Here is a 26,537-nt window from a genome sequence, read left to right as displayed (position 1 = left end):
GTGGCGGGGGTACCGGGCGCGAACGCCCTTGTGTGCGAATGTCCCCCGGCACCGATGAAGCCGGTGCCTCCTCCTTTATTTCGCACACAAGAGCATTCACTCCCGTCATACCAGTAAGTGGTGGCTCCAGAAGTGCAAACCCGTCGTCTGCGTTGTCCGCTTGCGATGCCACTTCACTGGCGTGACCTGCAGGCCTTCGGGGCGAAATAAAGGAGGAGGCCTCCGCCGCAGGCGGAGGCCGGGGGACATTCGCCCGGAAGGACAGCAGGTCGCGCCCCGCGCCGTCACTACACTTCACAATCCCCACACGCACCCCGCCCCATATCCCCATATTCCTGATGAGCCGCACCGAATTCCCCATCGATGTCCTGTTGCCGCAGATCCGCGACAGGCTCGCCCAGCATTCCCGGCTGGTGCTTGAGGCACCGCCGGGCGCGGGCAAGACCACCCAGGTGCCGCCGGCGTTGCTGGATGCGCCATGGCTGGCCGGTCGCCGGATCATCGTGCTGGAACCACGCCGGGTGGCGGCGCGTGCGGCGGCGCGGTTCATGGCCAGCCAGCGGGGCGAGGCGGTGGGCGAGACGGTCGGCTACCGGATCCGCTTCGACAACCAGGTCTCGGCCCGGACCCGGGTCGAGGTGGTTACCGAAGGCATCCTGACCCGGATGATCCAGGACGATCCGACCCTGGACGGGGTCGGCGCGGTGATCTTCGACGAGTTCCACGAGCGCCACCTCGCCGCCGATCTCGGCCTGGCACTGGCGCTGGATGTGCAGTCGGCGCTGCGCGGGGACCTGCGGATCGTGGTGATGTCGGCGACCCTGGACGGCGCGCGACTGGCGCAGTTCCTTGATGCGCCGCGGTTGAGCAGCCAGGGCCGCAGCTACCCGGTGCAGCTCCACCACTTCCCCGCGCGGCGTGACGAAAAGATCGAACACCAGGTCACTCGCGCGGTAACGGATGCTTTGGCGGACCATCCCGGGGATGTGCTGGTGTTCCTGCCCGGGCAGCAGGAGATCAACCGCGTCGAGCGGTTGCTGGGCGGGCGCAATGGTGATGCACAAAGCGCGTCCGGACTCGTGGCAATGCCGCTGCGCGTGGACATTCTGACGCTGCATGGCGCGTTGTCGGTGGAGCAGCAATCGCGGGTACTGCAGCCCGATCCCGACGGTCGCCGCCGGGTCGTGCTGGCCACCAACGTCGCCGAGTCCAGCGTCACCCTGCCCGGGGTGCGCGTGGTGATCGACACCGGCCTGGCCCGCGAGCCGCGCTTCGACCCCAACAGCGGCTTCTCCCGGCTCGACATCGTCCACATCGCCCAGGCCTCGGCGGACCAGCGCGCCGGTCGTGCCGGACGGGTGGCCGATGGCTGGGCCTACCGCCTGTGGCCGCAATCGCAACGACTGGAGCCGCAGCGCCGGGCGGAAATCACCCAGGTCGAACTGGCCGGTCTTGCGCTGGAGTTGGCGGCCTGGGGCGATCCGGAGCTGCGTTTCATCGATCCACCGCCACCGGGCGCGATGGCGTCGGCGCAAGAGCTGTTGCAGCGCTTGGGCGCGCTCGACGGGACGAGCATCACCGCACTGGGCCGTCGCATGCTGGTCCTGGGCACCCACCCACGGCTGGCGGCGATGTTGCTGGCCTGCGAGGATCCGGTCGAGTGCGCGCTGGCGTGTGACCTTGCCGCGCTGATCGAGGCGCGCGACCCGTTGCGAAGCCGCAGCGATGCGCTGGCCGCACGTTGGCAGGCGCTGGCCAGCTTCCGCAACGGTCGCGTCCCGGCCGAGGCGTCGCGCGGCGCGCTGGTGGCAATCGACCAGGCGGCCGCGCAGTGGTGCCGACGCTTGCGGGTTCGCGCGAGGCCTCCGACGGATGTCGCCGCCCACCGTCTCGGCGACCTGCTCGCGCATGCCTTCCCGGACCGGATCGCCCATCAGCACCGCAGTGATCCGTTGCGCTACCAGCTCGCCAATGGCCGCAGTGCCCGGTTGTTTGATGACAGCGCGGTGTTTGGCGAGCCGTGGCTGCTGGTCAGCGAGTTGCGTGATGACCCGCGCGATGCGCGAATCCTGCGCGCCGCACCCCTGGACCCGGTACGGCTTGAACGCGATTGGCCGCAGCGCTTCATCAGCCGGGACCGGGTGTTCTGGGACGCGGATGCGCGGCGCATCGCGGCGGTGCGCGAGCGACACTTCGACCGCATCGTGCTGGACAGCCAGTCGCTGCCGAACCCGGATCGCTCGCGTTATGCCGAGGCCCTGATCGACGCGGTGCGGCAACTCGGCCTGGTGGCGTTGCCGTGGAGCGACGGCCTGCAGCAGTGGCGGGCGCGGGTGCGTTGCCTGGCGGTCTGGCGACCGGATCCATCACTGCCGGAGTTGGCGGACGAGGTGTTACTGCCCAGCCTGGAGAGCTGGTTGAAACCGGCATTGGCGGGCAAGAGCCGGCTGGATGCGGTGAGCGAGGCCGAACTGGCCGAAGCACTGAAGTCGGGCGTGTCCTGGCCGACGCGGCAGGCGATCGACACCTTGGCGCCGACCCGGATCGCGGTGCCCTCAGGGCTGGAACGCAGGATCGAGTATGGCTTCGACGATGCGGCCGATGTCCCCCTTGCGCCGGTACTGGCGGTCAAGTTGCAGGAACTGTTCGGGCTGGCCGACACCCCGCGAATCGCCGACGGACGGGTGCCGCTGACCTTGCACCTGCTGTCGCCGGGTGGTCGCCCGTTGCAGGTCACCAGCGACCTGCGCGGGTTCTGGGAACGCACCTATCCGGAGGTCCGCAAGGAGATGAAGGGCCGTTACCCCAAGCATCCCTGGCCTGAAGACCCGTGGACGGCCACGGCGACCCATCGTGCCAAGCCACGCGGCACCTGAACCGACGCGGGCATTGGTGCACCGGTCTCACGCCGCATCAACGGCGATCTGTCGACACTGGGGTCCGACCTCTATATCGCGGATACCGCAATGAGCAGATTCGACCACCTCCCAGATCGCGCATTGGACTTGGCCAGCCAGGTCGGCGACCGCATCCGGCATGCCATCCCGACCACCGCAAAGCAGCTGCGCAACGGCGGCCTGCTGGAGGCCGGTGTGGCCTTGGGTGCACTCAAGACCGGTGGGCGTGTGGCCACGACTTTCATCCGCCGCAACCCGGCGGTGGCGGTTGCCGCCGCGGCTGGCGCCGGACTGTTGTGGTATGCCGCACGCCGTCGGGCCAGGCGGGCGGAAAACGCAGCGATCGAGGGCAAGGCGACACGGGTGGAGACGCGGCGAGTCAAGCGTCCTGCGCGCAAGACCCCGGTGCGCAAGCGCAGTGCGGTGGCAACCACTGCCCGTTCGGATTAATCGATTCCGTCCCGGCTGAACCGGGCGCACTGGACCAGCGTTCCAAATCAGGCGGGCGCAGGCGCTTCCTCTACATCGCAACCCGTCGTCGACGCCGCCTCCGGCAACTCGATCACGAACAGCGCGCCACCATCCTCGCGATCTTCGTACCACAGCTGCCCACCGGCGTTGATGACGATCTGTTTGGCCAGTGATAGTCCCAGCCCGCTGGAATTCCCGTCATCGGGCTGATCCAGTCGGTTGAACGGCTTGAACAATTCGCGCTGCCGCGACTTGGAGATGCCCGGTCCACGGTCCGCCGCGACCAGCTGCCAGAACCCCGGTGCACCCGCACGCCCCGCCAGCACGAACTCGGTACCGGGTGCGTACTTCATCGCGTTGGTCACCAGGTTCTCGCCAAGCTGGCGTAACACCCGCTCGTCGATGGCAACGTTGGCATCGCCCGCCGGTAGCAACAGCTGCAACTGGCAGCCGTGCGCCTCAAGTTGGACTGCGTAGCGCTGCTCGAGCCATTCCAGGGTTGCGCCCAGACTGGCGCAGGCGTGTGGGTCGGCTTCGCCAGTCGCCCTCGGACCGGTTTCCAGGTAGTGGCGGATATAGCCCAGCGCGTCATTGGCGCTCTCGTGGATCATCTGCAGATAGCGGGGAATGCGTTCCTGCCTGCAGCCGTCCTGAATCAGGATTTCGCTGGCGAACAATACGCTCGACAGCGGGTTCTTCAGGTCATGCGCAACCAGGTTGACCAGCTCCTGGCGCTCCTGGGCGACCCGTTCCAGGCGGTCGCGGGCCAGCTTCAGGCCGACGTGGGCATTGACGCGCGCCAGCAGCTCTTCGGGCAGGAAGGGCTTGGTCACGTAATCGACAACGCCGGCCTCGAATGCGCGCAGCAGCAGGTCGCGGTCGTGGGCGACAGTGACGAACACCACCGGCACCTGAAGTCTCGGCTCCTGCTCACGCAGCGCGGCCAGCACCTCGAAGCCGTCCATGCCGGGCATCATCATGTCCAGCAGGATCAGGTCCGGTGCCGCGGCGGCACAGCACGCCAGCGCGTCCTGGCCATTGGTGGCGGTCACCACGTGATAGCCCTGTCGCGTCAGCAAGACACTGACTATCTTCAAGTTGGCTGGCTGGTCATCAACGACCAGGATGCTGCCAACGGTGGTGACTACAGGCATGTTGAATCCGTCAAGAGGGTTTCATCCCGTTGCGCGGCGTGCGAAGAAGCTGAACGTAGATGAAACGTTAGCAGAAAAGACCTGCGAGGCGGCGCGATATCGCTCCCAGCGGAAGGGCTGCCGGCAGTAACGCTGAACCGTTCAGTCAGCGGCCCCTGGCACTGGCCTCACAACTCGCGCCACTCACCGGGAGCCAACGTATCCAGCCGATAGGCGCCGACGGCCACCCGCACCAGACGCAGCGTGGGAAGCCCGACGGCGGCGGTCATGCGACGGACCTGGCGGTTGCGGCCTTCGCGGATCGCCAGCTCCAGCCACGCGTCGGGAACGCTCTTGCGAAACCGCACCGGGGGATTGCGTGGCCACAATGCCGGCGGTGCGATCATTCGAGCGCGGGCCGGCAATGTCGGGCCATCCTTCAGATCGACACCGGTGCGCAGCGCGGCCAGTTGCGTCGGCTTTGGATCGCCCTCCACCTGCGCCCAGTACGTCTTGTCCTGCTTGTGGCGCGGGTCGGTCAGCCGGTGCGCCAGCTTGCCGTCGTCGGTCAGCAGCAACAGTCCTTCGCTGTCGAAGTCCAGCCGGCCGGCCGCATACACATCGGATGGCAGGCCGAAGCCGGCCAGCGTCGGTCGTGGTGGTTCGACGTTCGCACGTCCGTGTGCGGCATCGGTGAACTGGCACAGCACGCCGTAGGGTTTGTTGAACGCAATCAGCATGGTGTCGGTACCGACGGTGGCACGCGATACGCCGCCTGGCAGCGGCGGGTCGGCGACGTGATCAGTCGGGCTTGCTGAAACGCAGGGTCATACGGTCGCTCTCGCCGATTGCGGCGTACTTGGCGTCGTCGGCATCGTCGTGGTTGTTGCCCGGTGGCAGCGTCCAGACTCCGTTCGGGTGGTCCTTGGTGTCGAGCGGGTTGGCGTTGACCTCGCTGCTGGCGTCGAGCACGAAACCGGCGGCCTCGGCCATCGCGATCACCTGGGCCTGGCCGACATAGCCGGTCTTGTCGTCGTCGGCGACATCCGCGGCGGCGCGATGCTCGGCCACACCGAGGGTGCCACCGGGCTTCAACACCGCGAAGAAACCGTCGAACATGCCCTGGGCCTGACCGCTGGAGCGCCAGTTGTGGACATTGCGGAAGGTGAGCACGAGATCGGCCGAGCCGGCCGGGCCGAACACCGGCGCGGCCGGGTCGTAGGCCACCACCTCGGCGTGGTCGAACTGCGCCGGAGCGCCGGCAAACTTCGCCTCGATTCCATCCCTGGTGCGTTGCTGATAATCGCGACCATTGCCGGCGGGCAGGGCCGCGGGATTGACCACAGCGGCAATGTACTGGCCACCGTCGCGCAGGTAGGGTGCCAGGATCTCGGCATACCAGCCGCCGCCGGGGACGATTTCCACCACGGTCTGGTCCGGTTGTAGGCCGAAGAAGCCGAGCGTCTGGGCGGGGTGCCGGTACTGGTCGCGCGCCGCGTTGGCGGGGTCGCGCCAATCACCGGCAATGACGGCGTCGAGCGTGGTGGCCGCGGTTTCACTGGCCGGAACATCGGCGACGGTGCTATCCGCCGGTGCGACCGCGTCTGTGGAACCGCCAGTGAAATTGGCGTTGCAGGCGGTGAGCAGGGCCGGCAGCAAGGCAGCAAGCAAAAGACGTTTCATGCGGAAATCCTTCTATCCAGCGAAGGCGCCAGCGTAGCGCAAGCGGCTCGCCAGGCCGATAGTCAGGTCGGGCGGATAAACGGCCGGGTTGTCGCGGCCGGACAAAGCAGCAGGCCCGGACTGCCGGGCCTGCTGGTACTGCGCTCCCGCGAGTCGGGATCAATCAGCGGACAGTGACGCCAGCGTGGTGTTGAAGGTCGCGCTCGGCCGCATCACCTGGTCCAGCAGCGCCAGGTCGGGGTGGTAATAGCCACCGATGTCGACCGGCTGGCCCTGGACCCGGTTGAGTTCGCCGATGATTTTTGCCTCGTTGTCGGTCAAGGCTTTGGCCAGCGGGGCGAACTTCGCCTTCAAGCCGGCGTCGACGTCCTGCGCGGCCAGTGCCTGCGCCCAATACATCGCCAGGTAGAAATGGCTGCCACGGTTGTCGATCTCGCCAACCTTGCGCGAGGGTGACTTGTTGTTGTCCAGGAAGGTGCCCGTCGCCGTGTCCAGGGTGTCGGCCAGCACCTGGGCGGAGGCGTTGCCGGTGGTCGTGGCCAGGTGCTCCAGCGACGCCGCCAAGGCCAGGAACTCGCCCAGCGAATCCCAGCGCAGGTGGTTTTCCTGCACCAGCTGTTGCACATGCTTGGGCGCCGATCCACCGGCGCCGGTCTCGAACAGGCCACCGCCGGCCATCAGCGGCACGATCGACAGCATCTTGGCGCTGGTGCCCAGCTCCATGATCGGGAACAGGTCGGTCAGGTAGTCGCGCAACACGTTGCCGGTCACCGAGATGGTGTCCTCGCCCTTGCGGATCCGGTCCAGCGAGAACTGCGTGGCCTCCACCGGCGCCAGGATGCGGATGTCCAGCCCTTCGGTGTCGTGGTCCTTCAGGTACTGCTCGACCTTGGCGATCACCTCGGTGTCGTGGCCGCGTTGCGGGTCCAGCCAGAACACCGCCGGCGTGTGGCTCAGGCGCGCACGGCTGACCGCCAACTTCACCCAGTCCTGGATCGGCGCGTCGCGGGTCTGGCACATGCGCCAGATGTCGCCGGCCTGCACGGCATGCTCCAGCAGGATCTTGCCGGTCTCGTCGACCACGTGCACCGAGCCATCGGCGGGCACCTGGAAGGTCTTGTCGTGCGAGCCGTATTCCTCGGCCTTCTGCGCCATCAGCCCGACATTGGGCACGCTGCCCATCGTCGCCGGGTCGAACGCGCCATGGGCCTTGCAGTCGTCGACCACGGTTTGATAGACGCTCGCGTAGCTGCGGTCGGGGATCACCGCCTTGGTGTCCTGCAGCTCGCCGGCCGCGTTCCACATCTTGCCGGAGTCGCGGATCATCGCCGGCATCGAGGCGTCGACGATCACGTCGCTGGGCACGTGCAGGTTGGTGATGCCCTTGTCCGAGTTGACCATCGCCAGGCCCGGACGCTGAGACAGCGCATCGATGTCGGCCTTGATCGCGGCCTGCTGGTCTTCCGGCAGACCGCCCAGGCGCGCGTACAGGTCGCCGATGCCGTTGTCGGGATTGAAGCCGATGTCCTTCAGCGCGGCGGCATGCTTTTCCAGCACCGGCTGGTAGAACTCGCGGACCACCACGCCGAAGATGATCGGGTCGGAGACCTTCATCATGGTCGCCTTCAGGTGCAGCGAAAACAGCACGTTGTTGGCCTTGGCATCCTTGATCTGGGCATCGGTGAAGCCTGCCAACGCCTGCCGGCTCATGGTTGCCGCATCGATGATTTCGCCGGCCAGGACTGCGGTGCTTTCCTTGAGCACGGTGGTGACGCCGTTGTTGCCAATCAGCTCGATCCGGACCGCACCGTCGTGGCCGATCACCACCGAGCGCTCGCTACCGTAGAAATCGCCACTTTCCATGTGCGCGACATGCGACTTGCTGTCCGCACTCCACGCGCCCATCCGGTGCGGGTGCTTGCGTACGAAGTTCTTCACCGACAGCGGCGCGCGCCGGTCGGAATTGCCCTCGCGCAACACCGGATTGACCGCGCTACCCTTGACCCGGTTGTAGCGGGCCCGGATGTCGCGCTCCTCGTCGTTGGCCGGGGCACTGGGATACTCCGGCAGCGGGTAGCCGCGCTGCTGCAACTCCGCGATCGCGGCCTGCAACTGCGGCTCCGAAGCGCTGATGTTGGGCAGCTTGATGATGTTGGCCTCCGGCGTGGTGGCCATCGCGCCCAACTCACCGAGGTCGTCGGTCACCTTGCGCTCGCCGGGCAGCTCCGGGAACTGGGCCAGGATCCGCGCCGCCAACGAGATGTCGCGGGTCTCCACGCCGATGCCGGCAGTGCCGGTGAACGCCTGGACGATCGGCAGCAGCGACTGCGTGGCCAGCAGCGGCGCTTCGTCGGTAAGGGTGTAGATGATCTTGGGCATGGTGATCTCGCGTGCGGAATAGGGGCGACGGGGTAGGCCGGGTTTCAACCCGACACCGCCGGCGCGGACCCGACGGCGCCCATGGCACCCCCGGGTCGGCCCCTCCATTGTCGCCCCCGACGCCGGCCGGAGCAAAGACGCACACATCCGCCCCCGTAGGTCGGGTTTCAACCCGACACCGCGGATCCGTCGTCACCGCCGATGTCGGGTTGAAACCCGACCTACCCCACAAGGTCTCATCGATCCAAACCCCATCCCCCTCCGTAGGTCGGGCTTCAGCCCGACACCGGGTATCCGTCGTCACCGCCGATGTCGGGTTGAAACCCGACCTACCCGACAAGGTCTCATCGATCCAAACCCCATCCCCCGCCGTAGGTCGGGCTTCAGCCCGACACCGCAAATCCGGCGTCACCGCCGATGTCGGGTTGAAACCCGACCTACCCGACAAGGTCTCACCGATCCAAACCCCATCCCCCGCCGTAGGTCGGGCTTCAGCCCGACACCGCAAATCCGGCGTCACCGCCGATGTCGGGTTGAAACCCGACCTACCCGACAAGGTCTCATCGATCCAAACCCTATCCCCCGCCGTAGGTCGGGCTTCAGCCCGACACCGGGGATCTGTCGTCACCGTCGATGTCGGATTGAAACCCGACCTACCCTGACAGGGTTTCGTCGAGCCAGATCGCGTCCCACAACGGATAGTCGCCGATCCGCTTGACCAAGCCTGCTCGCAGCGGATTTGCCACGATGTAGCGTGCGATTGCGCGCAACTGCTCATCCTTGCGCACCGCATGATCAAAATAATTCGGCTGCCAGACGCCATGGCCAATCGCGCGCGCCGTGCGCCCTTTCAACAAACGCACCGCGTCGGACAACTTGCCCTCGTGTAGCACCATCAACCAATGCAGGTGATCTGGCATCACCACGTAACACAGGGTTTCGGCACGCCCCGCGGCCTGCAATGCCATCAGCTCCTGCACCACCTTGCGTCCGTTATCGAGGGACGAAAAATGCGGGAAGCGATCCCGTGTCACCGTCGTGATGTGATACGGCAAGCCCGTGTGGGAAACGCGTCCCCTGCGCAAATCGGTGTAAGCCATTGTTCCTCCGTGAACCTGGCTGTGTAGTTGTCCATCCCTGCATGTAGGTCGGGTTTTAACCCGACATCGACGGTGACGCCGGGTCCGCGGTGTCGGGTTGAAACCCGACCTACGGCCGTGCGTTTTGTTCGTCCTTGCCTGTAGGTCGGGTTTTAACCCGACATTGGCGGTGATGCGGGGGTTTGCGGTGTCGGGTTGAAACCCGACCTACGTTGTGCCGCAGCACTTTTTGTATTTCTTGCCGCTGCCGCAGGGGCAGGGGGCGTTGCGGTCGGGGGTGGGCTCGGTGCGGATCGGTTCGCGCGGGGTGAGGGCTTCGACGCGGTGGTGGTTGAGGTCGGCGAGCATGCCGGGCAGTCCGGCGACGATCTCCAGACGCTCGCGGTAGCTGATCGGGGTGGCGGGTGCGGTCGGGTCCTCGGCCATCACCTCGCCACTGGCGAGCCGGTCAAACAGGTCGAAGATGTCTTCCATCCACTCGTTGTCGTCCAGCCACTGGTCCCATTGCGCCTCGCGCAGCGCCACCGCGGTGAAGAACCCCAGCGCCCAGTCGCGGCCAACATCCAGGTCGTCTTCCTGCAGGGCTTCGGCCTCGGGTTTGTCGAGGTCTTCGGGCAGCCACAGCAGCGGGGCGAGGTGGTCGGGCAGGTCGCTGTCGCCGTGGCGTACGCGGAAGTTGGCCATGTTGCGGTGGCCCAGCAGCAACTTCTCGACCCCGGCGCGCTCGACCGGGTCGTCCCAACGCGGCACCTTGCCCCACACCGGCGGCTCCCACTCGCTCATCGGGATCTCGCCGGGCGATACCGCCAACGCCGACAGGTAGCCGTCGAGGGCTTCCAGGTTGAAGCCGCGGAACGGTACCGCGCGCCGCTCAAGCAGGTCCGCGAGACGCTCGATCTGCTCGTCGTCGAGATAGGTTGGCGGGTTGGTCATGGTGGTTTCGACACGGGTTGGGGGATTGGGGGGAATGGTAGCCCCAAGGGGTGATGAAGACCCTCCATCCCACCAGCAATAAAAAAAAGGCGCGACTTTCGTCGCGCCCGGAGGGAGAGAGATGCCACTGTTCAGGCGTATTTCTTATTTTGACCGGGATCTATTCGACCGAGAATGGCGTGCTGTTCAACTTGGCACCGTCCACCCAGACTTCCGCGGTGTAGGTACCGGCCGGCCAGCCGTTGGCGTTGTTGAAGGTGATGTTGGTGGTTTCCATGCCCGTGGTGGTGACGGACTGCGACTCATCGCCGGCAGTCTGGCCATCCTCGTAGACCAACTTCGCATTGATGACGGCATTGCTTGCCGCGCCATTGGTGGCGATCGAGACAATGATCGGATCCGCGGTGCCGAAGGTGGTCACTGGAGAAGCGATCGACTTGTCGGCGCCGGCTTCAGACCCCAGGGTGACTGAAGTGACGTCCAGTGCAGCCTCGGTCGGCATCGGCTCGGCGGGCGGCAGCGGGGCGGGTTCACTCGCCACCGGTGGCGGGGCCATGGTGGTGTCGGTGGCCGGTTTGTCCTTGTTGCAACCGGCCAGCGCCAGCGAGGCAACAAGGGCGGCGGCTACGGCGTAGGGGAGTTTGTTGGCAGTCATGGGATTCTCCTGAAAGGCGGTCGGGTGCCGGAATCAAACGGCCGGGTTGTCGTCCTGGACGGGGATGTTGAGGATCTGACCGGGCTGGATCCGGTCCGGATCGTCCAGTTGGTCGCGGTTGGCGTCGTAGATCGCATTCCACGCGCCGGCCTTGCCGTAGAACTGCTTGGCGATGGCCGACAGCGTGTCGCCGCTTTGCACGGTATAGGTCTGCTGTGCGGACGCACCGACCTTCTCGGCGGTGGTATCGACGCTGCTGCTGACGCCGGAGAAATCGGCTTTTTCCTCGACCTTCTTGGCCGTGGTGTCGACATTGCTGGTGACGCCGGAGAAGTCGGCCTTTTTGTCTGGGGTGGTCATCGTGGGTGGGCTCCTGCCTTGTTGGCGGGATAACCTTGCCACGCAGGTTGTTAAGAACGGATCGTGCTGGTGTGAACCTTCCGGTCAGCCGTTCATTGGCGCAGGTCGCGTCCGGCGATGGGGGCCGCAAAGCCTTTTGTTGCCCGCCACGGGTTGATGTCCAGGCCACCGCGGCGCGTGTAGCGGGCCTGCACCGACAACTGCTGCGGCTGCGCATGGTGCATCAGGTCCAGGAAAATCTGTTCCACGCATTGCTCGTGGAAGCCGGCGTGGTCGCGAAACGACACCAGGTAGCGCAGCAGGCCGGCGCGATCCAGTCGTGGGCCGCGATAGTCGATCCGCACCCGTGCCCAGTCCGGCTGGCCGGTCACCGGGCAGTTCGATTTCAGCAGCGCACTGGACAGGCTTTCCTCGACCACCTCGTTGCGCGTGACCTGCAGGAAGTCCGCGCGCGGCGGGCCGTAGTGGTCGACATCGATCTCCAGCGTGTCCAGCGAGTCGCTGCCGTCATCACCGGTCGCGTCATCGGCCTGGTCGATGGGCGGCAAGCCGAAGGTGACCGCAACCGGGCTGCCGGCGACCCGTGACAGGTCGGCAGCGATGCGCGCGAGCATGGCCGCGTCGTCGTCGAAACGGGTCGCGTTGAAGGAATTCAGGTACAGCTTGAGCGACTTGGACTCGATCAGGTTTGGCGAGTCGGCCGGGACCGTCAGGGTGGCGGTGGCGACCCTCGGCTTGCCCCGGCGGTCCAGCCAGCCCAGCTCGTAGGCGTGCCAGCGGTCATGGCCGATGAACGGCAGGTCGGCCTGCGCCAACCCGGCAGCGTCCAGGCCGAGTTCGCCCCGCCCCAGCGCACGCGGGATGGGAAACAGCAACGCGGCGTCGTACACACGCGGGTAGTCAACGTGGCGGCCCAGGGGCAGGTCGATGGCAGTCATGCACGCCAGTTTACTGGTCAGCCCTCGACCCCGTGCAGGTAGTCCAGCGAAACCTGCAGCATCGCGCGCAGGCCCAGGTCGAGCGACGACTCGTCGAGCTTGAACTGGGGTGAGTGGTTGGTCGGCGCGGTCGCCGGGTCGATCCCGGCCGAGGTGGCGCCGACAAAGAAGAACATCGACGGCACTTCCTTCGCGTAATAGGCGAAATCCTCCGCGCCCATCTGCAGCGGTGGCTCGATCACGTGTTCGACGCCGGCGGCGGCGCGCAGGCTTGGCAGCATTTTCGCGGTCAGTTCCGGATCGTTGGCGGTCACCGGGTTGCCGGTGCCGACCGGTATGTCGGTCGTCACTGTGGCGCCATGCGCGGCGGCGACATGCTGGGCGACGCCTTCGAGCTCGGCGTGGATCTTCGAGCGCATGTCCTCGTCGAAGGTGCGGATGGTGCCGACCAGTTCCACCGAGTCGGGAATGATGTTGTAGCGGATGCCGCCGTTGATCACGCCGAAGCTCACCACTGCCGGCAGCTTGGCGATGTTGGTGTTGCGGCTGACGATGGTCTGCGCGGTACCGATCAGGTCGGCGGCAGTGACGATCGGGTCGATCCCGCCCCACGGCGCCGAGCCATGGCTCTGGCGGCCGTTGACAGTGATGGTGAATTTGTCCGACGCGGCCATCAGCGGACCGCCGCGGACGCCGATGGTGCCGGCCGGCAGCGATGAGAACACGTGCAGGCCGAACATCGCGTCGGGCTTGAAGTCGGCGAACAGGCCTTCCTCCAGCATCAACGAGGCGCCGCCTTCCTCGCCCGCCGGCGCGCCTTCCTCGGACGGCTGGAACACCAGCATCACCTGGCCGGGCAACTCGTCCTTCATCGCCACCAGCGCGTCGGCGACGCCGAGCAGGATGGCGGTGTGCGCATCGTGGCCGCAGGCGTGCATCACCCCGGTTTCCTGCCCGTTGAAGGTGGTGGTGATCGTGGAGGCGAACGGCAGTCCGGTCTGCTCGGTCACCGGCAAGGCGTCCATGTCGGCGCGCAGGGCGATCTTCGGGCCGGGCAGGCCACCGTCGATGATCGCGGTGACGCCGTGATGGGCGATCCCGGTGCGCGGCTCCAGGCCGAGCGCGCGCAGGTGCTCGACGACCTTGGCCGCAGTCTGCTCTTCGCGGTTGGACAGCTCGGGATGGGCATGGAACCAGCGCCGCAGTTCGACGACCTCGTCGCCCAGGCGTTCGGCCGCGGCGGTGACGACCGGCCGTTGCTGCGGGTCCGCCTGGGCCAGCGCACAGGGCGACACCAACAAAGAAATCAAGGCGGGCAAGGCAATCGAACGGATGGTTGGCAGCGGCATGGTCGTCTCCCCAGAGGAAAGCCGATGCTAACGCCAATCGACGCACGGGCCGATACGTGACCGCTGCACCTTCGCCGGAGCGGGTCGCGGCGACGTTGTGGCGGCTTTGGACTGCGGGGTGTGCGTTGTCGCTGGCCGCAACCTGGAATAGAATGCGAATCATTATCAACTTGGGCTGGGCCGCGTGGGTTACGCGCGTCGTTCTGTCTCCTTATTCTTTTCCGTCAAGGCTTTATATGTCCCAGGACGCTCGATCCTTCCTGTCGCCCGCACCGCGCGCGGCCCTGCTCAGCTTGTCACTGCTGGCCGCATTACCGGCCGTTGCGCAGGTCACGCCACTGGCCGCCACCGCCGACGTCGCCGCGTCGTCCGACGCCACCACCCTCGACACCGTCCAGGTCCAGGCGCAGATCATCAAGCGCAGCCAGACCGTCACCAAGACCGACACCCTGATCACCGAGGCGCCGCAGTCGGTGTCGGTGGTGAGCGCGCAGCAGTTCGCCGACCGCGGCCTGCATGGCATCGACGAGGCGATGTGGTACCTGGCCGGCACCCAGGGCGGCGGCTACGGCCAGGACACCCGCAGCGACTGGCTGCTGGTGCGCGGCTTCAGCCCCGCGCGCTACCTGGACGGGCTGGCGCTGACCGACGGCGTCTGGACCGGCGCGACCCGCGTCGAGCCGTACGGGCTGGAGCGCATGGACGTGCTGAAGGGGCCGTCATCGGTGTCCTACGGCGCGATGCCGCCGGGCGGGCTGGTCAACCTGGTCAGCAAGCGCCCGACCGCTGTGCCGCTGCGCGAAGTCGAGGTGCAGCTGGGCAACTTCGACCTGCGCCAGGCCGCGTTCGATTTCGGCGGGCCGTTGGACGAGGCCGGCGTGTGGTCGTACCGGCTCACCGGCCTGGCCCGCAACAGCGACAACCTGGTTGATCATGTCGAGGACGACCGCTACTTCTTCGCCCCGGCATTGGCGTGGAAGCCCAGCGAGGCCACCTCGCTGACGTTGCTGGCGCGCTGGCAGAAGGCCGATACCGCCAACGGCAGTGGCTTCCTGCCCGCCGAGGGCACGCTGCTGCCGAGTCCGCACGGCCAGATCTCACCCAGCGTCTTCACCGGCGAGCCGGGCTGGAACGACTACATCCGCACCAGCAAGTCGGCCGGCTACGAGTTCGAGCACGTGTTCGGCAATGGCCTGACGTTCCGCCAGAACCTGCGCTACGGCGAGACCGACGTCGACCATGACGCCGGCATCGGCACGCTGGGGCTGCAGGAAGACGGGCACACGCTCAACCGTTACCTGTTCCCGCTGGAAGAGCATTCCAAGGCGTTCGGCGTCGACAACAACGTGAGCTTCGACTTCGTCACCGGCGCGTGGCAACACACCGTGCTGGCCGGCGTCGATTACCGCCGGCTGCAGAGTGACTACGCGTCGGCATTCGCGTTCGGGATCGATCCGATCGACGTGTTCAACCCGGTCTATGGCGCCGATGTGGTGATACCGGACTACACCTTCCACGAGGACAAGGTGCAGCAGCAGACCGGCATCTACCTGCAGGACCAACTGCGGCTGGACCGTTGGGTGGTCACCGTCGCCGGCCGCCAGGACCAGGTGCGCACGCGCGCAGACAACCTGATCGCCGACCCGGTGACGCGCAGCCGGCAGGAGGACGACGCGTTCTCCGGGCGACTGGGCGTCAACTACGTGTTCGACTCCGGGTTCGCGCCGTACCTGGCGTGGTCGGAATCGTTCCAGCCGACGGTCGGCGTCGACTTCGACGGCAACGCGTTCGCACCGACCACAGGCGAGCAGATCGAGGCCGGCGTGAAATACCTGCCGCCCAGCGGCCGCGGGTTGGCGACGCTGGCGGTGTACGACATCCGCCAGCAGAACACGCTCAGCGTCGATCCCGACCATGTGCTGTTCTCGGTGCAGCAGGGCGAGACCCGCGTGCGCGGCGTCGAGTTGGAAGGCCGCTGGAACCTGACCCCGACGCTGGGCGTGTACGGCGCCGCAACCTGGATGGACACCGAGGTCACCCAGACCACCGACGCCGCCGCGCTCGGCAAGCGCGTCGCGCTGGTGCCGGAGCAGCAGGCTTCGCTCGGCCTCGACTACACGATTGCCTACGGCGCGTTGTCGGGCCTCGGTTTCGGCGGCGGCGTGCGCCATACCGGATCGGTCTACGGCGACATCTACAACGAATGGAAGACGCCGTCGTACACGCTGTTCGACGCCGCGGTGCACTACGACTTCGACCGCTGGCGCCTGCAGCTCAACGCCAGCAACCTGATGGACAAGGAGTACGTGGCGGTCTGCAACAGCGCGATGTGGTGCTACTACGGCCACCCGCGCACGGTCACCGCGACCGTGCGCTACCGCTGGTGATGGCGGGCGGAGCCAGATGATGGACATGGCCTGGGGCATTCTCGCGACCGCCGCCGCGCTGTTGTCGGCGCTGGCCTTGTACCTGGCCTCGCCCAACCGCACGTGGCGGCCCGGCGCCGGTCGCGACGGACTGCGCGTGCTCGGCGGGGTGCTGGCGCTGGCCTCGCTGGGCGCGTGGATTGCCGTGCTCGGCGTCGGCGCAGGGCTGTGCGCGATGCTGGCGACGTGGATGCTCGCCATGGTCGCGCTGCCGTATCTGGCGTGGTGGACGACCGCGCGACGGCCGGCAGATGCACGACCCGGCGCACGAGCGGCGCGCGAAACGTCTTCGCCGGTCAAGCCGCGCGCTGCGCTCGAGACCGACTGATGTGGGGCCGCGCGACCGCCGGCGCACTGCCGGGCTTCCTCCTCGCCGCCGCCCTGGTGAGCCTGCTCGGGCGCTTGCTGCCGGGGCCGTGGCAGTCGACCCTGGTGCCGGGACTGGTGCTGCTGTTCCCGTTGTGGATCGGGATCGCGGCGGCCAGCTTCCGCTTCGCCAGCGGCCTGCGGGCATGGGTCTGGATTGGTGGATCGGCGTTGCTCACGCTTGGCCTGCTGCGGCTCGTGCAGGCGGCCGGATGGGCGGCATGAGGACGCTTCGATGAAATTGCGCGCCAATACCCTGCGGGTGTTCACCGCGGTCCACAGTTGGGTCGGGCTGGTCGCCGGCTTCGCCCTGTTCGTCGCCTTCTATGCCGGCGCGATCACCATGTTCCACCACGAATTGCCGGTCTGGCAGTCGAGCGCGGTGGAGGCCGGGCCCGACTCGATCGCCGATGCCCAACGCCTGTTCGACGAGGTGCTGGCCCGCCACGAAGGCGCGCGCGTTCACCTTGGCCTTGGCTTCCCCGGAGCCGAGTCGGCGCAGGCTTCGGCCTGGTGGCTGGACGGTGAGGGCATATGGCAGTTCGCGACCCTCGACACCCTGCAGGGCAGCCCGACCCCGCCGACCTCGAGCCTGGCCGAGCTGGTCAACCTGCTGCACTTCTCGCTCGGTATCCCGATGGTCGGCACTTGGCTGATGGGCATCGTAAGCCTGTTGTACGGGCTGGCGCTGGTCAGCGGCGTGGTGATCCACCTGCCGCGGCTGACGAAGGACCTGTTTGCGCTGCGCCCGGGACGCAACCTCAAGCGCTTCTGGCAGGACGCGCACAACGTCATCGGCGTGCTCAGCTTGCCGGCGCACGTGATGTTCGCGGTCACCGGTGCGGTGTTGTGCCTGCTGTTCGTGCTGATGCCGCTGCTCAACCCGCTGGTTTATGACGGCAAGCTGTTGTCAGAGGTGCCGGCGGCGATGGACACCGCGCCGGTGGTCGCCGCCTCCGGTGAGCCCGCCGCGATGCAGTCGCTGACGCAGTGGCATGCGCGCTCGGTGGCGACGGCACGTGAGCATGGCATCGACGATTTCGAGCCGGCGTACCTGAAGCTGCAGCATGGCGGCGACGCCAACGCGGTGGTCGAGATCACCGGCGAGACGTCGCGCGCGCTGGGCGCGCTGGGCTCGGTGGCGCTGGATGCCGGCAGCGGTGAGGTGCTGGCGGTGCAGTTGCAAGGTGCGCGCGACGCCAATCACGCCACCCTGCAGGCGACCTACGCGCTGCACTTCGGCGAGTTCGGCAACGCACTGGTGCAGTGGATGTATTTCCTGCTCGGGCTGGCCGGCGCGTTCCTGTTCTATTCGGGCAACCTGTTGTGGATCGAGTCGCGACGCAAGAAGCGCTCGCCGCAGCAGGGACGCGCGCAGGTCAACATGGCGCGCGCCACGGTCGGGGTCTGTATCGGCGTGTGCGTGGCAATCTCGGCCAGCTTCGTGGCCGCGCAACTGGCGCCGATGTTCGGGCTGGATACCGCCGTGGCCGAGCGCTGGGCCTGTTTCGGCACCTGGGCGCTATGCGCGCTGTGGGCGGCTTTGCGGCCGCCATCGCGTGGTGTCCGCGAGCTGCTGTGGCTGGCGGCGCTGGTGACGCTGGCGATTCCCATCGCACACGGTTTCGCCAGTGGCTGGCCGTTATGGAAGGCTGCGGCCGCCAGCCACTGGGTGCTGGTCACGGTCGACGCGATGGCGATTGTGTTGGCGGTCGGCTTCGCCGCGCTGGCCCGCGCCAGTGCGCGGCGCGGGCGCGAAGGTGATCCGCACAGCGTCTGGGCCGACCCCAGGCCGGGCGCCGTCCAACAGGCTTCGTGATTCAGCCAAACGCGGCCGCAATCAGGGCCACGAAGCCGACGACGGCCAGGATCGCATGGCCCAGCAGCAGTCCCAGCGGCAATATCCGCCGCTGCCACTGGTAGACAAGATTCATCAAGGCACCGCCCGCTGCCGCCAATACCAACAGGCCCAACGCGACCCATGCCAGGTTGGGTACCTGCCCGGCAATCGCGGCGTATGCCAGCAAGGTCAGTCCGGCCGCGGCCAGCAGGCCGTGCACCATCGCCAGCCAACTGGGCGGATTACGTTTTCCGAACAGCCGGATCGCGGCCATTACCAACCCACCTGCTGCCGCAATCGCAAACAGGGCTGCCGCAACGCGCAACATACCGATCGAGTCCATGCTGGTTCCCTCGTCAAGGCAGCAATGGCTGCGCATCGAGGATAGGAGCACGCTTGTTAGCGAGACGTGGTCATCGACCCACCGACAGCCGCAAGCCAGATCAGCAGCGGTGCGCCTGGGCCAGGTATTCGGCCGAGCGCATCTCGATCAGGCGCGAGGCGGTGCGCTCGAACGCGCCGACCAGCCGACGACCGCGGTACAGCTCCAGCGGCGCAGCGGCGGCGGTGCAGACCAGGTTGACCTGGCGGTCGTAAAGCTCGTCGATCAGGTGCACGAAACGCCGCCCCGGGTCGTCGTTGTCGCCATCGAACAGTGGTATGTCGCCCACCACGACGGTGTGGAACTCGGTGGCGATCTCGATGTAGTCACCGCTCGCGCGCGGGCCTTCACACAGCGCCGCGAAGTCGAACCAGGCATGGCCTTCGGCAAGTCCGCGCACCGCGATCTCGCGGCCTTCGATCTTAAGTGGGCCAGTCTCGCGCGCGCGGCCGTCGACAATCTCTTCCCAGCGAGCGGCCAACCAGTCTTCCGAGTCGGCGTCCAGCGGCGCCCGGTAAACCGGTGAGCGGGTCAACGCACGCAATCGGTAGTCGTGGTCGCTGTCCAGGTGGAGCACGGCGCAATGTTTTTTCAGCTGGGAGATCGCGGGCAGGAAGCGCTCGCGTTGCAGACCGTCCTTGAACAGGTTGTCCGGGTCGATGTTGGAGGTGGTCACCAGCGCGACGCCGTGGGCGAACAGATGCTCCAGCAGGCGACCCAGCAACATCGCGTCGCCGATATCGGTGACGAAGAACTCGTCCAGCACCAGCACGTCGAGCCTCGCGCCGGTTTGCCTGGCGATGCTTACCAGCGGGTCGCGCTCGCCGGCATGCTCGCGCAGCTGCGCATGGACCTCCCGCATGAAGCGATGAAAGTGGGTGCGGTGCTTGCGGGTTGTCGGCAAGCCTTCATAAAACAGGTCGATCAGGAACGTCTTGCCACGCCCCACGCCGCCCCACAGATACAGCCCGGTGGCCGCCGGCGCGGGTTTGTTGAGCAGCCGGTCCAGCAAGCCGGGCCGCGGCGGGTCCAGCAGCGCCGCATGCAGGCGATCCAGCTCGGCCAGCGCCGCGTGCTGGGTGGGATCGTCACTCCAGCTCCCGGTGGCCACGCCTGCCCGGTAACGCACGCTGGGGAGCGCGCGCCCAGTCATGACCGGGTCACTCATCGGCGGTCGGGGTCGCTGTCGGCAGGAAGGGGCGCACGCCGTTCTTTACCGCGCCGCGCAGGTCCATCAGCTTGCGATGGAAGAAATGGCTGGTATCGGGAATGCGGACCAGCTCGGGCGGCGGATTCAAGCCATCGACCCACGCATAGACCGCGGCGGGATCGACGATCTCATCCGCCTCGCCTTGAACCACCAGCCACGGGCCGTCGAAGGGCGCGATGGCGGCAAAGTCGTAGCCACGACCTCCCGCAGGGGGGGCAATCATGATCAGCATGTCCGGCTGCAGCCGGGCGGCGGCCCTGTAGGCAACGTAGGAGCCGAAACTGAAACCGGCGAGCCAGACTTGTGCATTCGGGCGTTGTTCACGGACCCAGGCAACCACGGCGGCCAGGTCCTCAACCTCACCATTGCCCTCGTCGAAACTGCCTTCGGAGGCACCGACGCCGCGAAAATTGAACCGCACGGTGCTGGCGCCGGACTGGTGCAGCGCCCGCGCGGTCATGGTCACCACCTTGTTGTGCATGGTGCCGCCTTCAGTCGGCAGCGGGTGGCAGACCACCACGACCAGCGGTCGAGCAGGAACGTCGGGCTCGGGTGCCTCGACGATCGTCTCGATATCTCCGGCCGGGCCGGCGAGGGTGAGATTGGCGGCGCTGCCGCCAAGGAAGTCGGCGTCGTCGGGAAATGTGGGGTTGTCCATGCCGCCATGATAAGCCGCCTGTTGGCGGCCGTGCCGGCGGCGACGGCGGCGGCCGCGCAAATGCCGGCCGCAGATACGACAACGCCGCCCGGAGGCGGCGTCGTGCGCGGCAACTGCCGGGTACCGATTACTTCAGGTTGTCCATCATCCAGTCGACGGTGGCGATCACCTGCTCGTCAGTCAGCGCCGGGTTGCCGCCCTTGGCGGGCATCATGCCGGTACTGCCGGTAAAGCCTTCGATCGCGTGCCGGTGCAGGGTATCGATGCCCTGCGGAATCCGCGCGGCCCAATGCGCCTTGTCCATGGTCGGTGAGCCGCCGGCGCCGGTGGTGTGGCAACCGGTGCACAGGTTGTTGAAGATCACCGAGCCGTCCAGCGTGCCGCCGTAGGCCACCTGTGCGCTTGCCGCGGCTGCCGCTGCCGCCGTTGCTGCCGCCTGCGCCGCCGCGCCGGTGCTGCCGGCATAGACGCCGCCAACCGGTGCGATGTGCGCCTGGGTTCGAGCGGCCACGTTGGCGGGCACTTCTTCCGGCAACGACTCGTGGACGTAATAGGCGAGTCCAATGAGGCCCAGGGCGACCACCAGCAGGAAGCCCATCATCACGGAGAATTTCTTCAGGAATTCGAGGTCGTAGTTCTGCACGGTCCACCTGTTGTGCGTCGCCCATGAAGGGTGCACGTCGCCAATTCAACGGAAAGCCGCAATCAGGCGGCCGCGGGGCAGTATAAAGCCAACTCACCCCGACAAGTAGCCGTGCCCCGGGGTTGCACTGGAAACGGGTAGTTCGCGGCTGGATGCCAACAGCTTGTGGATCGAGCTGGCACGGGCCTGGCGCTGGCGCCATTCCAGCCCATCTGGAGTGGACGTTGAATAGGTGCTCTACTGCGATGCAGGTCTCATTTCGGGGCCAGTCGCCGCATCCCTGGAGATCCACATGCTCACCCAGCTGCCCCGCGTCGCAGGCCTCGTCCTCGCCATGTCGATTTCCACCGCACTCGCCCAGACGCCGCCGACAGCTGCCGAGCGCATCGCCGATGTCGAGCTGATCACGCGCGATGCGTTGTTCGGCAATCCCGAGCGCGCGATGGTGATGATCAGCCCCGACGGCAAGACCCTGAGCTGGGTCGCACCGGTCGAGGGCGTGATGAACGTCTGGGTGGCGCCGGCCGACAATCCCGGGGAGGCGCGCGCGATCACCGACGACACCGCGCGCGGCATCCGCAACCACTTCTGGTCCTTCCTGCCCGATACGCTGCTGTACCTGCGAGACACCGGCGGCGACGAGGACTTCCACCTCTATAGCGTCAACATCGCGACCGGCGAAGAAACCGACCTCACGCCGTATCCCAAGACCACCGCGATGGTCGTGGCGGCCAGCCACTCGCAGCCGGGCACGATCCTGGTCGGCATGAACGACCGCGACCCGGCGTGGCACGACCTGTACAAGGTCGACCTCGCGACCGGCGAGCGCACCCTGGTGGAGAAGAACGACGACCAGATCGGCGGCTACCTGGCCGACGACAGCCTCACGGTGCGCTATGCGACGCGCGCGCGGCCCGACGGCGGCAGCGACATCCTGCAGCCCGACGGGCAGGGCGGCTGGAAGGTCTATTCGGACATCCCGTTCGAGGACTCGATGACCACCGCCCCCGCCGGCCTGACCACCGACGGCGACACCCTCTACCTGGTCGACTCGCGCGGGCGCAACACCGCGGCGCTGTTTGCGGTCGACGTGGCCAGCGGCGAGCGCACGCTGGTGCTGGAGGACGCGCGCGCCGACGTCGGCCAATCGCTGACGCACCCGCAGACGGGTGAAGTGCAGGCGGTCGCGGTCAACTACCTGCGCGAGGAGTGGGAGCCGGTCGATCCGGCCATCAGCGCCGACCTGGAGAAGCTGGAGGCAATCGGCCCCGGTGAGATCGGCGTCAATGCGCGCACCCACGATGACAGCGTGTGGATCGTCACCTACTCGGCGGCCGAGGCCCCGGTGGTCTACTACCGTTACGACCGTGGCGCCGGCGGCACGCTGACCAAGTTGTTCTCGGCGCGTCCGGAGCTCGATGGCAAGCCGCTGGTTCCGCAGTGGCCGCAGGAGATCACCTCGCGCGACGGCAAGACGCTGGTCAGCTACCTCACGCTGCCCAAGAGCGCCGACGCCAACAACGACGGCAAGGCCGACGCCCCGGTGCCGATGGTGCTGTTCGTGCACGGCGGCCCGTGGGCGCGCGACAGCTACGGTTACAGCCCGTATGACCAGTGGCTGGCGAACCGAGGCTACGCCACGCTGGCGGTGAACTTCCGCGGCTCCACCGGCTTCGGCAAGACGTTCACCAACGCCGGGAACGGCGAGTGGGCCGGCAAGATGCACGACGACCTGCTCGACGCGGTGCAGTGGGCGGTCGACCAGGGCGTCACCACCGCCGACCAGGTCGCGATCATGGGCGGCAGCTACGGCGGCTACGCCACGCTGGCCGGGCTGACCTTCACCCCGGACACGTTCGCCTGCGGCGTCGACATCGTCGGCCCGTCCAACCTCAACACCCTGCTCAGCACCGTGCCGCCGTACTGGGCCAGCTTCTACGAGCAACTGGCCAAACGCATGGGCGACCCGCGCACCGAGGACGGCAAGCAGTGGCTGGTCGAGCGCTCGCCGTTGACCCGCGCCGACCAGATCACCAAGCCGTTGCTGATCGGCCAGGGCGCGAACGACCCGCGCGTGAAGCAGGACGAGTCCGACCAGATCGTCAAGGCGATGACCGCCAACGACATTCCGGTGACCTACGTGCTGTTCCCGGACGAAGGCCACGGCTTCGCGCGACCGGAGAACAACAAGGCGTTCAATGCCGTGGCCGAGGGCTTCCTGAGCGAGTGCCTGGGTGGCCGCGCCGAGCCGATCGGGGCCGACTTCACCGACTCCAGCATCAGCGTGCCGACGGGTGCCGACGGCGTGCCGGGCCTGGCCGAGGCATTGCAGGACCACGAGCAGGTGATCAGGAAGTAGACAGTGTGGCGAGACAACCCCATACGGCTTATTCCGGTTGCAACGGTCCCGGTGCCGCGCCCACGGCGGGATATTTCGTTGGAGGGCGTTGCGAGTATTACACCGCGTTGCGGCAGTCCTAATAGAACCAACTCGGATTCGAGCGGGCCAAGGTTAGATATGTGTAACCGGTTGATTTGGTGCCGGTTGTGAGCTGTTGGCCCGGAGGAGCTTTCGGGCATACTGTTTGCTACGCCCCGTTTAGGGGCTCGAATCAGCGTTAGGTCGCACAACAATGATCTCCGCATCCATCAAAAGAGCACTGCTTGAGATCCCGTTGCGCAAGGCATCTCCCGATCGCATTCCCCGATCCGGAGATGCTGGCGCGGCTGTCAATTGTTACACCACTCGTGTCATTCGCGGTGACGACGACTCTCTGATCGTTCAATCGGCCAACGACGATACTTGCAACTGTCTTGAGTGGGACGGAGACCGTTACTCAATCAAGTCCGAGATCGCGTTCAAGGAGCTTCTCAAGGATCGCTTTGAGTTCACCCACTATCATGGGCTTTGCACGACTACATATTCAGGCTGGCTTGACCTCGCATTGGGGCGAACATTTCGACTGCCCTACCTCAAAGCAAAGATCCACTTCGCGTACCACAGCCTTACCCAAGACCTGTACAACCGCCGCAAGCTCGTTACGAAGCAGCGGATAGAACTACTTAAAACAATCCTCTCGGCTCAGCTTAATGGTCGAGACAAACTTTCGTCGCTGTCCGTCATGACGCTGATTCACACGGAGAGGTGGTATCTCCATCCGAATCAGGAGGATGAGCACCACCGGGTACACTTCCATCTTGACAAGCTAGTAGAGACAAAGGATCTCATCAAGAACGGAATTGACTACCAGATAACTGGACAAGGTGTCGCAGCAATCGAGCTCTACGAGGAACAGGAAAGAAAGCACGGGGAGAGCATCTCAACCCAGAGGCGGATGTTCTGGCTAACAATTATTATTGCGCTGCTCACCTTGGTACAGGCTGGTCTTGTCAAACTGCCGCCTCTGTTGGATCTCACTAAACCGTGAACATGCGGCCTAACAATTCGTTCAAGCCGAACTTGCTTCGTTACGGCAAAGGTATGGCAGGAAATCTTGCCATACCTTTGCCGTCACTACGCAAGTCGGCTTAACTCAGGCGTTAGATTTCACCTCGGAGGTTTCATGAATCCTGATGTGCCATACATGATGTCGGTCACCAACCTCCACAAGATTCTCGACGCTATTCAGCGAGCCGGAGCCCCAGAGGTGTTTCATCTGGATTTCCTGAAGGATCTAGGGTTCAAGGCATCGAACGACCGCGGCGCGGTCAAGCTTCTGAAGTACCTTGGTATGCTCGATGGCTCAGGTAGGCCGCAGGCAAGCTATCGGGAGTTCATGGACCAAACCAAGGCCAAGCACGTTCTTGCCAATCGCATGCGTGCAACTTTCGACGACTTATTCACCGCTGATCGCAACGCCAACACTAAGTCGGTGGAGCAGCTGAAAGGTTGGTTCAAGACAAAGACGGGGGCCGGAGATGCTGTAGCGCAGAAGATGGCGTCCACCTTTCGTTCACTCGCTACATATGCGAATTGGGATGGCGCACCGCCCGCAGCGTCAGAGGAAGAGAAATCCGAATTCTCAACACCAGAGCGCATCCAGCCTCCCATTGATTTGCCGCAGCCAACCGGACATGGCAAATCGGCAATTGGTCTCGTGTATCGCTTCGAGATTCATCTTCCTGACACCCAGAATGTGGACACGTTTCGCGCAATATTCCGCGCGCTTAGAGAGGAGTTAATGTGAAGTTCGCCCTTTCTGATTTCATGTTCCGTGGCCTTCTCGCCACGCACTCGATTAGAGACATGCAAGCCGCAGGACAGCTGCGGGAAAGGATAGGAGAAGCACAGTCTCAGAGCGACGTTGACCTATTGGCGCCAGTTTCGGACGCGGTTAGGTCCGGATCGTTGTTCATGCAGCGAAGCTATCGCCTCCTATTCGTGCTTGAGAACTTGGTTCGGGAGTTTGTCCGCGAAGTGCTAGAAGAGATCGACAAGGATGATTGGTTTGAAAAGCGCGCTTCCCGCGACATGAAGAAGAAAGTTGAGGATCGGAAAGCAACCGAAGCCAAGAACAACTGGCATACCGGCCGTAATGCTCACCCTATCTATTATTTGGACTTCGGCGACCTCTCGCTCTTGATCCAGAATCACTGGGAAGCGTTTAAGGGCCTAATCCCTACTCAGTCGTGGGCAGTCTCCCGGCTCAACGACGCCGAGCGATCAAGGAATGTGATCGCGCATACCAACCTCTTAAGCGATGAAGAAGTGGTGCGGCTAGAAATGCACGTTAGAGATTGGGTGCTGCAAGTAAGGTGAAATCTAACAATTCCGTAAGGAAGTCCCCGTCAACTCCGCGCACGAAACGCTCTTGCCTTTAGCTTTCGGGCGACAGCTCGTTCTCCATTTTCGTTCTGGTGTCGCGTGGTGCGCGTCGGCTTGAGCGGGTTCAACGATTGCCAGACTGCATTTCCGTGAACGGTCTTGCTGGACGCACTGCCGCTCGTCCGGACCAGGGTATAAACCGCACCCGGAGGCCTCGTTCATTCATCGGCTTTGCCGATGCGGCGGGGATCAGCCGCTGCACCTGATGGCGCCGAACAGTTAGTCAGGCTTTCTCCAGGTCGGTCTGACCCGTTGTTACCTTGCTCGCGCTGACGGTGAAGTTGTTTCT

24 protein-coding genes are annotated in these 26,537 nt (G+C 65.7%); 10 read left to right on the top strand and 14 right to left on the bottom strand.

What is annotated here, in order from left to right:
* Nucleotides 1–338: 338 nt before the first annotated feature.
* Both hrpB and ACW7G6_RS06335 read left to right on the top strand, forming a co-directional pair.
* Entirely contained in the window at nucleotides 339–2,876 is a 2,538-nt protein-coding gene (gene hrpB, locus ACW7G6_RS06340) for an ATP-dependent helicase HrpB (RefSeq protein ID WP_456997819.1), read from the top strand.
* 90 nt (nucleotides 2,877–2,966) lie between these two features.
* Nucleotides 2,967–3,347 (top strand): hypothetical protein, encoded by a 381-nt coding sequence (locus ACW7G6_RS06335; RefSeq protein ID WP_456977862.1) that lies wholly within the window; start codon nucleotides 2,967–2,969, stop codon nucleotides 3,345–3,347.
* A gap of 47 nt (nucleotides 3,348–3,394) precedes the next feature.
* Here the strand turns inward: ACW7G6_RS06335 and ACW7G6_RS06330 are convergent, their stop codons facing one another.
* The 10 genes from ACW7G6_RS06330 to ACW7G6_RS06285 all read right to left on the bottom strand — a co-directional run bounded on the left by ACW7G6_RS06330 (nucleotide 3,395) and on the right by ACW7G6_RS06285 (nucleotide 13,898).
* Nucleotides 3,395–4,522, bottom strand: coding sequence for a hybrid sensor histidine kinase/response regulator (locus ACW7G6_RS06330; protein WP_456997818.1), 1,128 nt, complete (start codon nucleotides 4,520–4,522; stop codon nucleotides 3,395–3,397).
* Between the two features lie 167 nt (nucleotides 4,523–4,689).
* The gene (locus ACW7G6_RS06325; protein ID WP_456997817.1) at nucleotides 4,690–5,241 is read right to left on the bottom strand and encodes a pseudouridine synthase; all 552 of its coding nucleotides are present in this window, start codon (nucleotides 5,239–5,241) and stop codon (nucleotides 4,690–4,692) included.
* 61 nt (nucleotides 5,242–5,302) lie between these two features.
* Nucleotides 5,303–6,184, bottom strand: coding sequence for a class I SAM-dependent methyltransferase (locus ACW7G6_RS06320; RefSeq protein WP_456997816.1), 882 nt, complete (start codon nucleotides 6,182–6,184; stop codon nucleotides 5,303–5,305).
* 159 nt (nucleotides 6,185–6,343) lie between these two features.
* Entirely contained in the window at nucleotides 6,344–8,563 is a 2,220-nt protein-coding gene (locus ACW7G6_RS06315) for an NADP-dependent isocitrate dehydrogenase (RefSeq protein ID WP_456997815.1), read from the bottom strand.
* 653 nt (nucleotides 8,564–9,216) lie between these two features.
* Nucleotides 9,217–9,663, bottom strand: a complete 447-nt coding sequence (locus ACW7G6_RS06310) for an REP-associated tyrosine transposase (protein ID WP_456977857.1) — start codon at nucleotides 9,661–9,663, stop codon at nucleotides 9,217–9,219.
* Nucleotides 9,664–9,870: 207 nt separating this feature from the next.
* Entirely contained in the window at nucleotides 9,871–10,596 is a 726-nt protein-coding gene (locus tag ACW7G6_RS06305) for a UPF0149 family protein (protein WP_456977856.1), read from the bottom strand.
* A gap of 160 nt (nucleotides 10,597–10,756) precedes the next feature.
* Nucleotides 10,757–11,251, bottom strand: coding sequence for a hypothetical protein (locus ACW7G6_RS06300; RefSeq protein ID WP_456977855.1), 495 nt, complete (start codon nucleotides 11,249–11,251; stop codon nucleotides 10,757–10,759).
* Between the two features lie 33 nt (nucleotides 11,252–11,284).
* Complete coding sequence (locus ACW7G6_RS06295; RefSeq protein ID WP_456977854.1) at nucleotides 11,285–11,611, bottom strand: LysM peptidoglycan-binding domain-containing protein; 327 nt, start codon at nucleotides 11,609–11,611, stop codon at nucleotides 11,285–11,287.
* A 92-nt stretch (nucleotides 11,612–11,703) separates the two neighbouring features.
* Nucleotides 11,704–12,549, bottom strand: a complete 846-nt coding sequence (gene queF, locus ACW7G6_RS06290; protein WP_456997814.1) for an NADPH-dependent 7-cyano-7-deazaguanine reductase QueF — start codon at nucleotides 12,547–12,549, stop codon at nucleotides 11,704–11,706.
* Between the two features lie 17 nt (nucleotides 12,550–12,566).
* Entirely contained in the window at nucleotides 12,567–13,898 is a 1,332-nt protein-coding gene (locus ACW7G6_RS06285) for an amidohydrolase (protein ID WP_456977852.1), read from the bottom strand.
* Nucleotides 13,899–14,134: 236 nt separating this feature from the next.
* Between ACW7G6_RS06285 and ACW7G6_RS06280 the strand changes: the two genes are divergently transcribed.
* Genes ACW7G6_RS06280 through ACW7G6_RS06265 form a run of 4 tightly spaced genes read left to right on the top strand, consistent with a single transcriptional unit; the run spans nucleotide 14,135 to nucleotide 18,509 of the window.
* On the top strand, nucleotides 14,135–16,285 hold the full coding sequence (locus ACW7G6_RS06280; protein ID WP_456997813.1) for a TonB-dependent siderophore receptor: 2,151 nt from the start codon (nucleotides 14,135–14,137) through the stop codon (nucleotides 16,283–16,285).
* A gap of 25 nt (nucleotides 16,286–16,310) precedes the next feature.
* Complete coding sequence (locus tag ACW7G6_RS06275; RefSeq protein ID WP_456997812.1) at nucleotides 16,311–16,652, top strand: hypothetical protein; 342 nt, start codon at nucleotides 16,311–16,313, stop codon at nucleotides 16,650–16,652.
* Entirely contained in the window at nucleotides 16,652–16,915 is a 264-nt protein-coding gene (locus ACW7G6_RS06270) for a hypothetical protein (protein ID WP_456997811.1), read from the top strand. The genes ACW7G6_RS06275 and ACW7G6_RS06270 overlap by 1 nt, the downstream gene beginning before the upstream one ends.
* A gap of 10 nt (nucleotides 16,916–16,925) precedes the next feature.
* The gene (locus tag ACW7G6_RS06265; protein ID WP_456997810.1) at nucleotides 16,926–18,509 is read left to right on the top strand and encodes a PepSY-associated TM helix domain-containing protein; all 1,584 of its coding nucleotides are present in this window, start codon (nucleotides 16,926–16,928) and stop codon (nucleotides 18,507–18,509) included.
* A 1-nt stretch (nucleotide 18,510) separates the two neighbouring features.
* On the opposite strand, the gene ACW7G6_RS06260 is transcribed toward ACW7G6_RS06265, so the two are convergent.
* The 4 genes from ACW7G6_RS06260 to ACW7G6_RS06245 form a co-directional block, all read right to left on the bottom strand.
* On the bottom strand, nucleotides 18,511–18,873 hold the full coding sequence (locus ACW7G6_RS06260; RefSeq protein ID WP_456997809.1) for a hypothetical protein: 363 nt from the start codon (nucleotides 18,871–18,873) through the stop codon (nucleotides 18,511–18,513).
* A 100-nt stretch (nucleotides 18,874–18,973) separates the two neighbouring features.
* Nucleotides 18,974–20,065, bottom strand: a complete 1,092-nt coding sequence (gene zapE, locus ACW7G6_RS06255) for a cell division protein ZapE (protein WP_456997808.1) — start codon at nucleotides 20,063–20,065, stop codon at nucleotides 18,974–18,976.
* A gap of 7 nt (nucleotides 20,066–20,072) precedes the next feature.
* Entirely contained in the window at nucleotides 20,073–20,780 is a 708-nt protein-coding gene (locus tag ACW7G6_RS06250; protein ID WP_456997807.1) for an alpha/beta hydrolase, read from the bottom strand.
* A gap of 127 nt (nucleotides 20,781–20,907) precedes the next feature.
* Complete coding sequence (locus ACW7G6_RS06245; RefSeq protein WP_456997806.1) at nucleotides 20,908–21,423, bottom strand: c-type cytochrome; 516 nt, start codon at nucleotides 21,421–21,423, stop codon at nucleotides 20,908–20,910.
* A 334-nt stretch (nucleotides 21,424–21,757) separates the two neighbouring features.
* Here ACW7G6_RS06245 and ACW7G6_RS06240 point away from each other — a divergent pair, with 334 nt between their 5' ends.
* The 4 genes from ACW7G6_RS06240 (at nucleotide 21,758) to ACW7G6_RS06225 (ending at nucleotide 26,182) form a co-directional block, all read left to right on the top strand.
* Nucleotides 21,758–23,782 (top strand): S9 family peptidase, encoded by a 2,025-nt coding sequence (locus ACW7G6_RS06240; RefSeq protein WP_456998130.1) that lies wholly within the window; start codon nucleotides 21,758–21,760, stop codon nucleotides 23,780–23,782.
* Between the two features lie 274 nt (nucleotides 23,783–24,056).
* Entirely contained in the window at nucleotides 24,057–24,851 is a 795-nt protein-coding gene (locus ACW7G6_RS06235) for a hypothetical protein (RefSeq protein WP_456997805.1), read from the top strand.
* 135 nt (nucleotides 24,852–24,986) lie between these two features.
* Entirely contained in the window at nucleotides 24,987–25,610 is a 624-nt protein-coding gene (locus ACW7G6_RS06230; protein ID WP_456997804.1) for a DUF5343 domain-containing protein, read from the top strand.
* Nucleotides 25,607–26,182: a Swt1 family HEPN domain-containing protein gene (locus tag ACW7G6_RS06225; RefSeq protein WP_456997803.1), complete on the top strand. Its 576-nt coding sequence runs from the start codon at nucleotides 25,607–25,609 to the stop codon at nucleotides 26,180–26,182. Before ACW7G6_RS06230 ends, ACW7G6_RS06225 begins: the two co-directional genes overlap by 4 nt.
* Nucleotides 26,183–26,537: the final 355 nt, after the last annotated feature.

The sequence above is a fragment of the Lysobacter sp. A421 genome (genome assembly GCF_054052145.1).
This window is presented reverse-complemented; position numbering and strand designations above follow the sequence as displayed.

Excerpts from the sequence above, each read along its gene's own strand:
- hrpB (WP_456997819.1), top strand. The coding sequence starts at position 339 with ATGAGCCGCACCGAATTCCCCATCGATGTCCTGTTGCCGCAGATCCGC.
- ACW7G6_RS06335 (WP_456977862.1), top strand. The coding sequence starts at position 2,967 with ATGAGCAGATTCGACCACCTCCCAGATCGCGCATTGGACTTGGCCAGC.
- ACW7G6_RS06330 (WP_456997818.1), bottom strand. The coding sequence starts at position 4,522 with ATGCCTGTAGTCACCACCGTTGGCAGCATCCTGGTCGTTGATGACCAG.
- ACW7G6_RS06325 (WP_456997817.1), bottom strand. The coding sequence starts at position 5,241 with ATGCTGATTGCGTTCAACAAACCCTACGGCGTGCTGTGCCAGTTCACC.
- ACW7G6_RS06320 (WP_456997816.1), bottom strand. The coding sequence starts at position 6,184 with ATGAAACGTCTTTTGCTTGCTGCCTTGCTGCCGGCCCTGCTCACCGCC.
- ACW7G6_RS06315 (WP_456997815.1), bottom strand. The coding sequence starts at position 8,563 with ATGCCCAAGATCATCTACACCCTTACCGACGAAGCGCCGCTGCTGGCC.
- ACW7G6_RS06310 (WP_456977857.1), bottom strand. The coding sequence starts at position 9,663 with ATGGCTTACACCGATTTGCGCAGGGGACGCGTTTCCCACACGGGCTTG.
- ACW7G6_RS06305 (WP_456977856.1), bottom strand. The coding sequence starts at position 10,596 with ATGACCAACCCGCCAACCTATCTCGACGACGAGCAGATCGAGCGTCTC.
- ACW7G6_RS06300 (WP_456977855.1), bottom strand. The coding sequence starts at position 11,251 with ATGACTGCCAACAAACTCCCCTACGCCGTAGCCGCCGCCCTTGTTGCC.
- ACW7G6_RS06295 (WP_456977854.1), bottom strand. The coding sequence starts at position 11,611 with ATGACCACCCCAGACAAAAAGGCCGACTTCTCCGGCGTCACCAGCAAT.
- queF (WP_456997814.1), bottom strand. The coding sequence starts at position 12,549 with ATGACTGCCATCGACCTGCCCCTGGGCCGCCACGTTGACTACCCGCGT.
- ACW7G6_RS06285 (WP_456977852.1), bottom strand. The coding sequence starts at position 13,898 with ATGCCGCTGCCAACCATCCGTTCGATTGCCTTGCCCGCCTTGATTTCT.
- ACW7G6_RS06280 (WP_456997813.1), top strand. The coding sequence starts at position 14,135 with ATGTCCCAGGACGCTCGATCCTTCCTGTCGCCCGCACCGCGCGCGGCC.
- ACW7G6_RS06275 (WP_456997812.1), top strand. The coding sequence starts at position 16,311 with ATGGCCTGGGGCATTCTCGCGACCGCCGCCGCGCTGTTGTCGGCGCTG.
- ACW7G6_RS06270 (WP_456997811.1), top strand. The coding sequence starts at position 16,652 with ATGTGGGGCCGCGCGACCGCCGGCGCACTGCCGGGCTTCCTCCTCGCC.
- ACW7G6_RS06265 (WP_456997810.1), top strand. The coding sequence starts at position 16,926 with ATGAAATTGCGCGCCAATACCCTGCGGGTGTTCACCGCGGTCCACAGT.
- ACW7G6_RS06260 (WP_456997809.1), bottom strand. The coding sequence starts at position 18,873 with ATGGACTCGATCGGTATGTTGCGCGTTGCGGCAGCCCTGTTTGCGATT.
- zapE (WP_456997808.1), bottom strand. The coding sequence starts at position 20,065 with ATGACTGGGCGCGCGCTCCCCAGCGTGCGTTACCGGGCAGGCGTGGCC.
- ACW7G6_RS06250 (WP_456997807.1), bottom strand. The coding sequence starts at position 20,780 with ATGGACAACCCCACATTTCCCGACGACGCCGACTTCCTTGGCGGCAGC.
- ACW7G6_RS06240 (WP_456998130.1), top strand. The coding sequence starts at position 21,758 with ATGTCGATTTCCACCGCACTCGCCCAGACGCCGCCGACAGCTGCCGAG.
- ACW7G6_RS06235 (WP_456997805.1), top strand. The coding sequence starts at position 24,057 with ATGATCTCCGCATCCATCAAAAGAGCACTGCTTGAGATCCCGTTGCGC.
- ACW7G6_RS06230 (WP_456997804.1), top strand. The coding sequence starts at position 24,987 with ATGAATCCTGATGTGCCATACATGATGTCGGTCACCAACCTCCACAAG.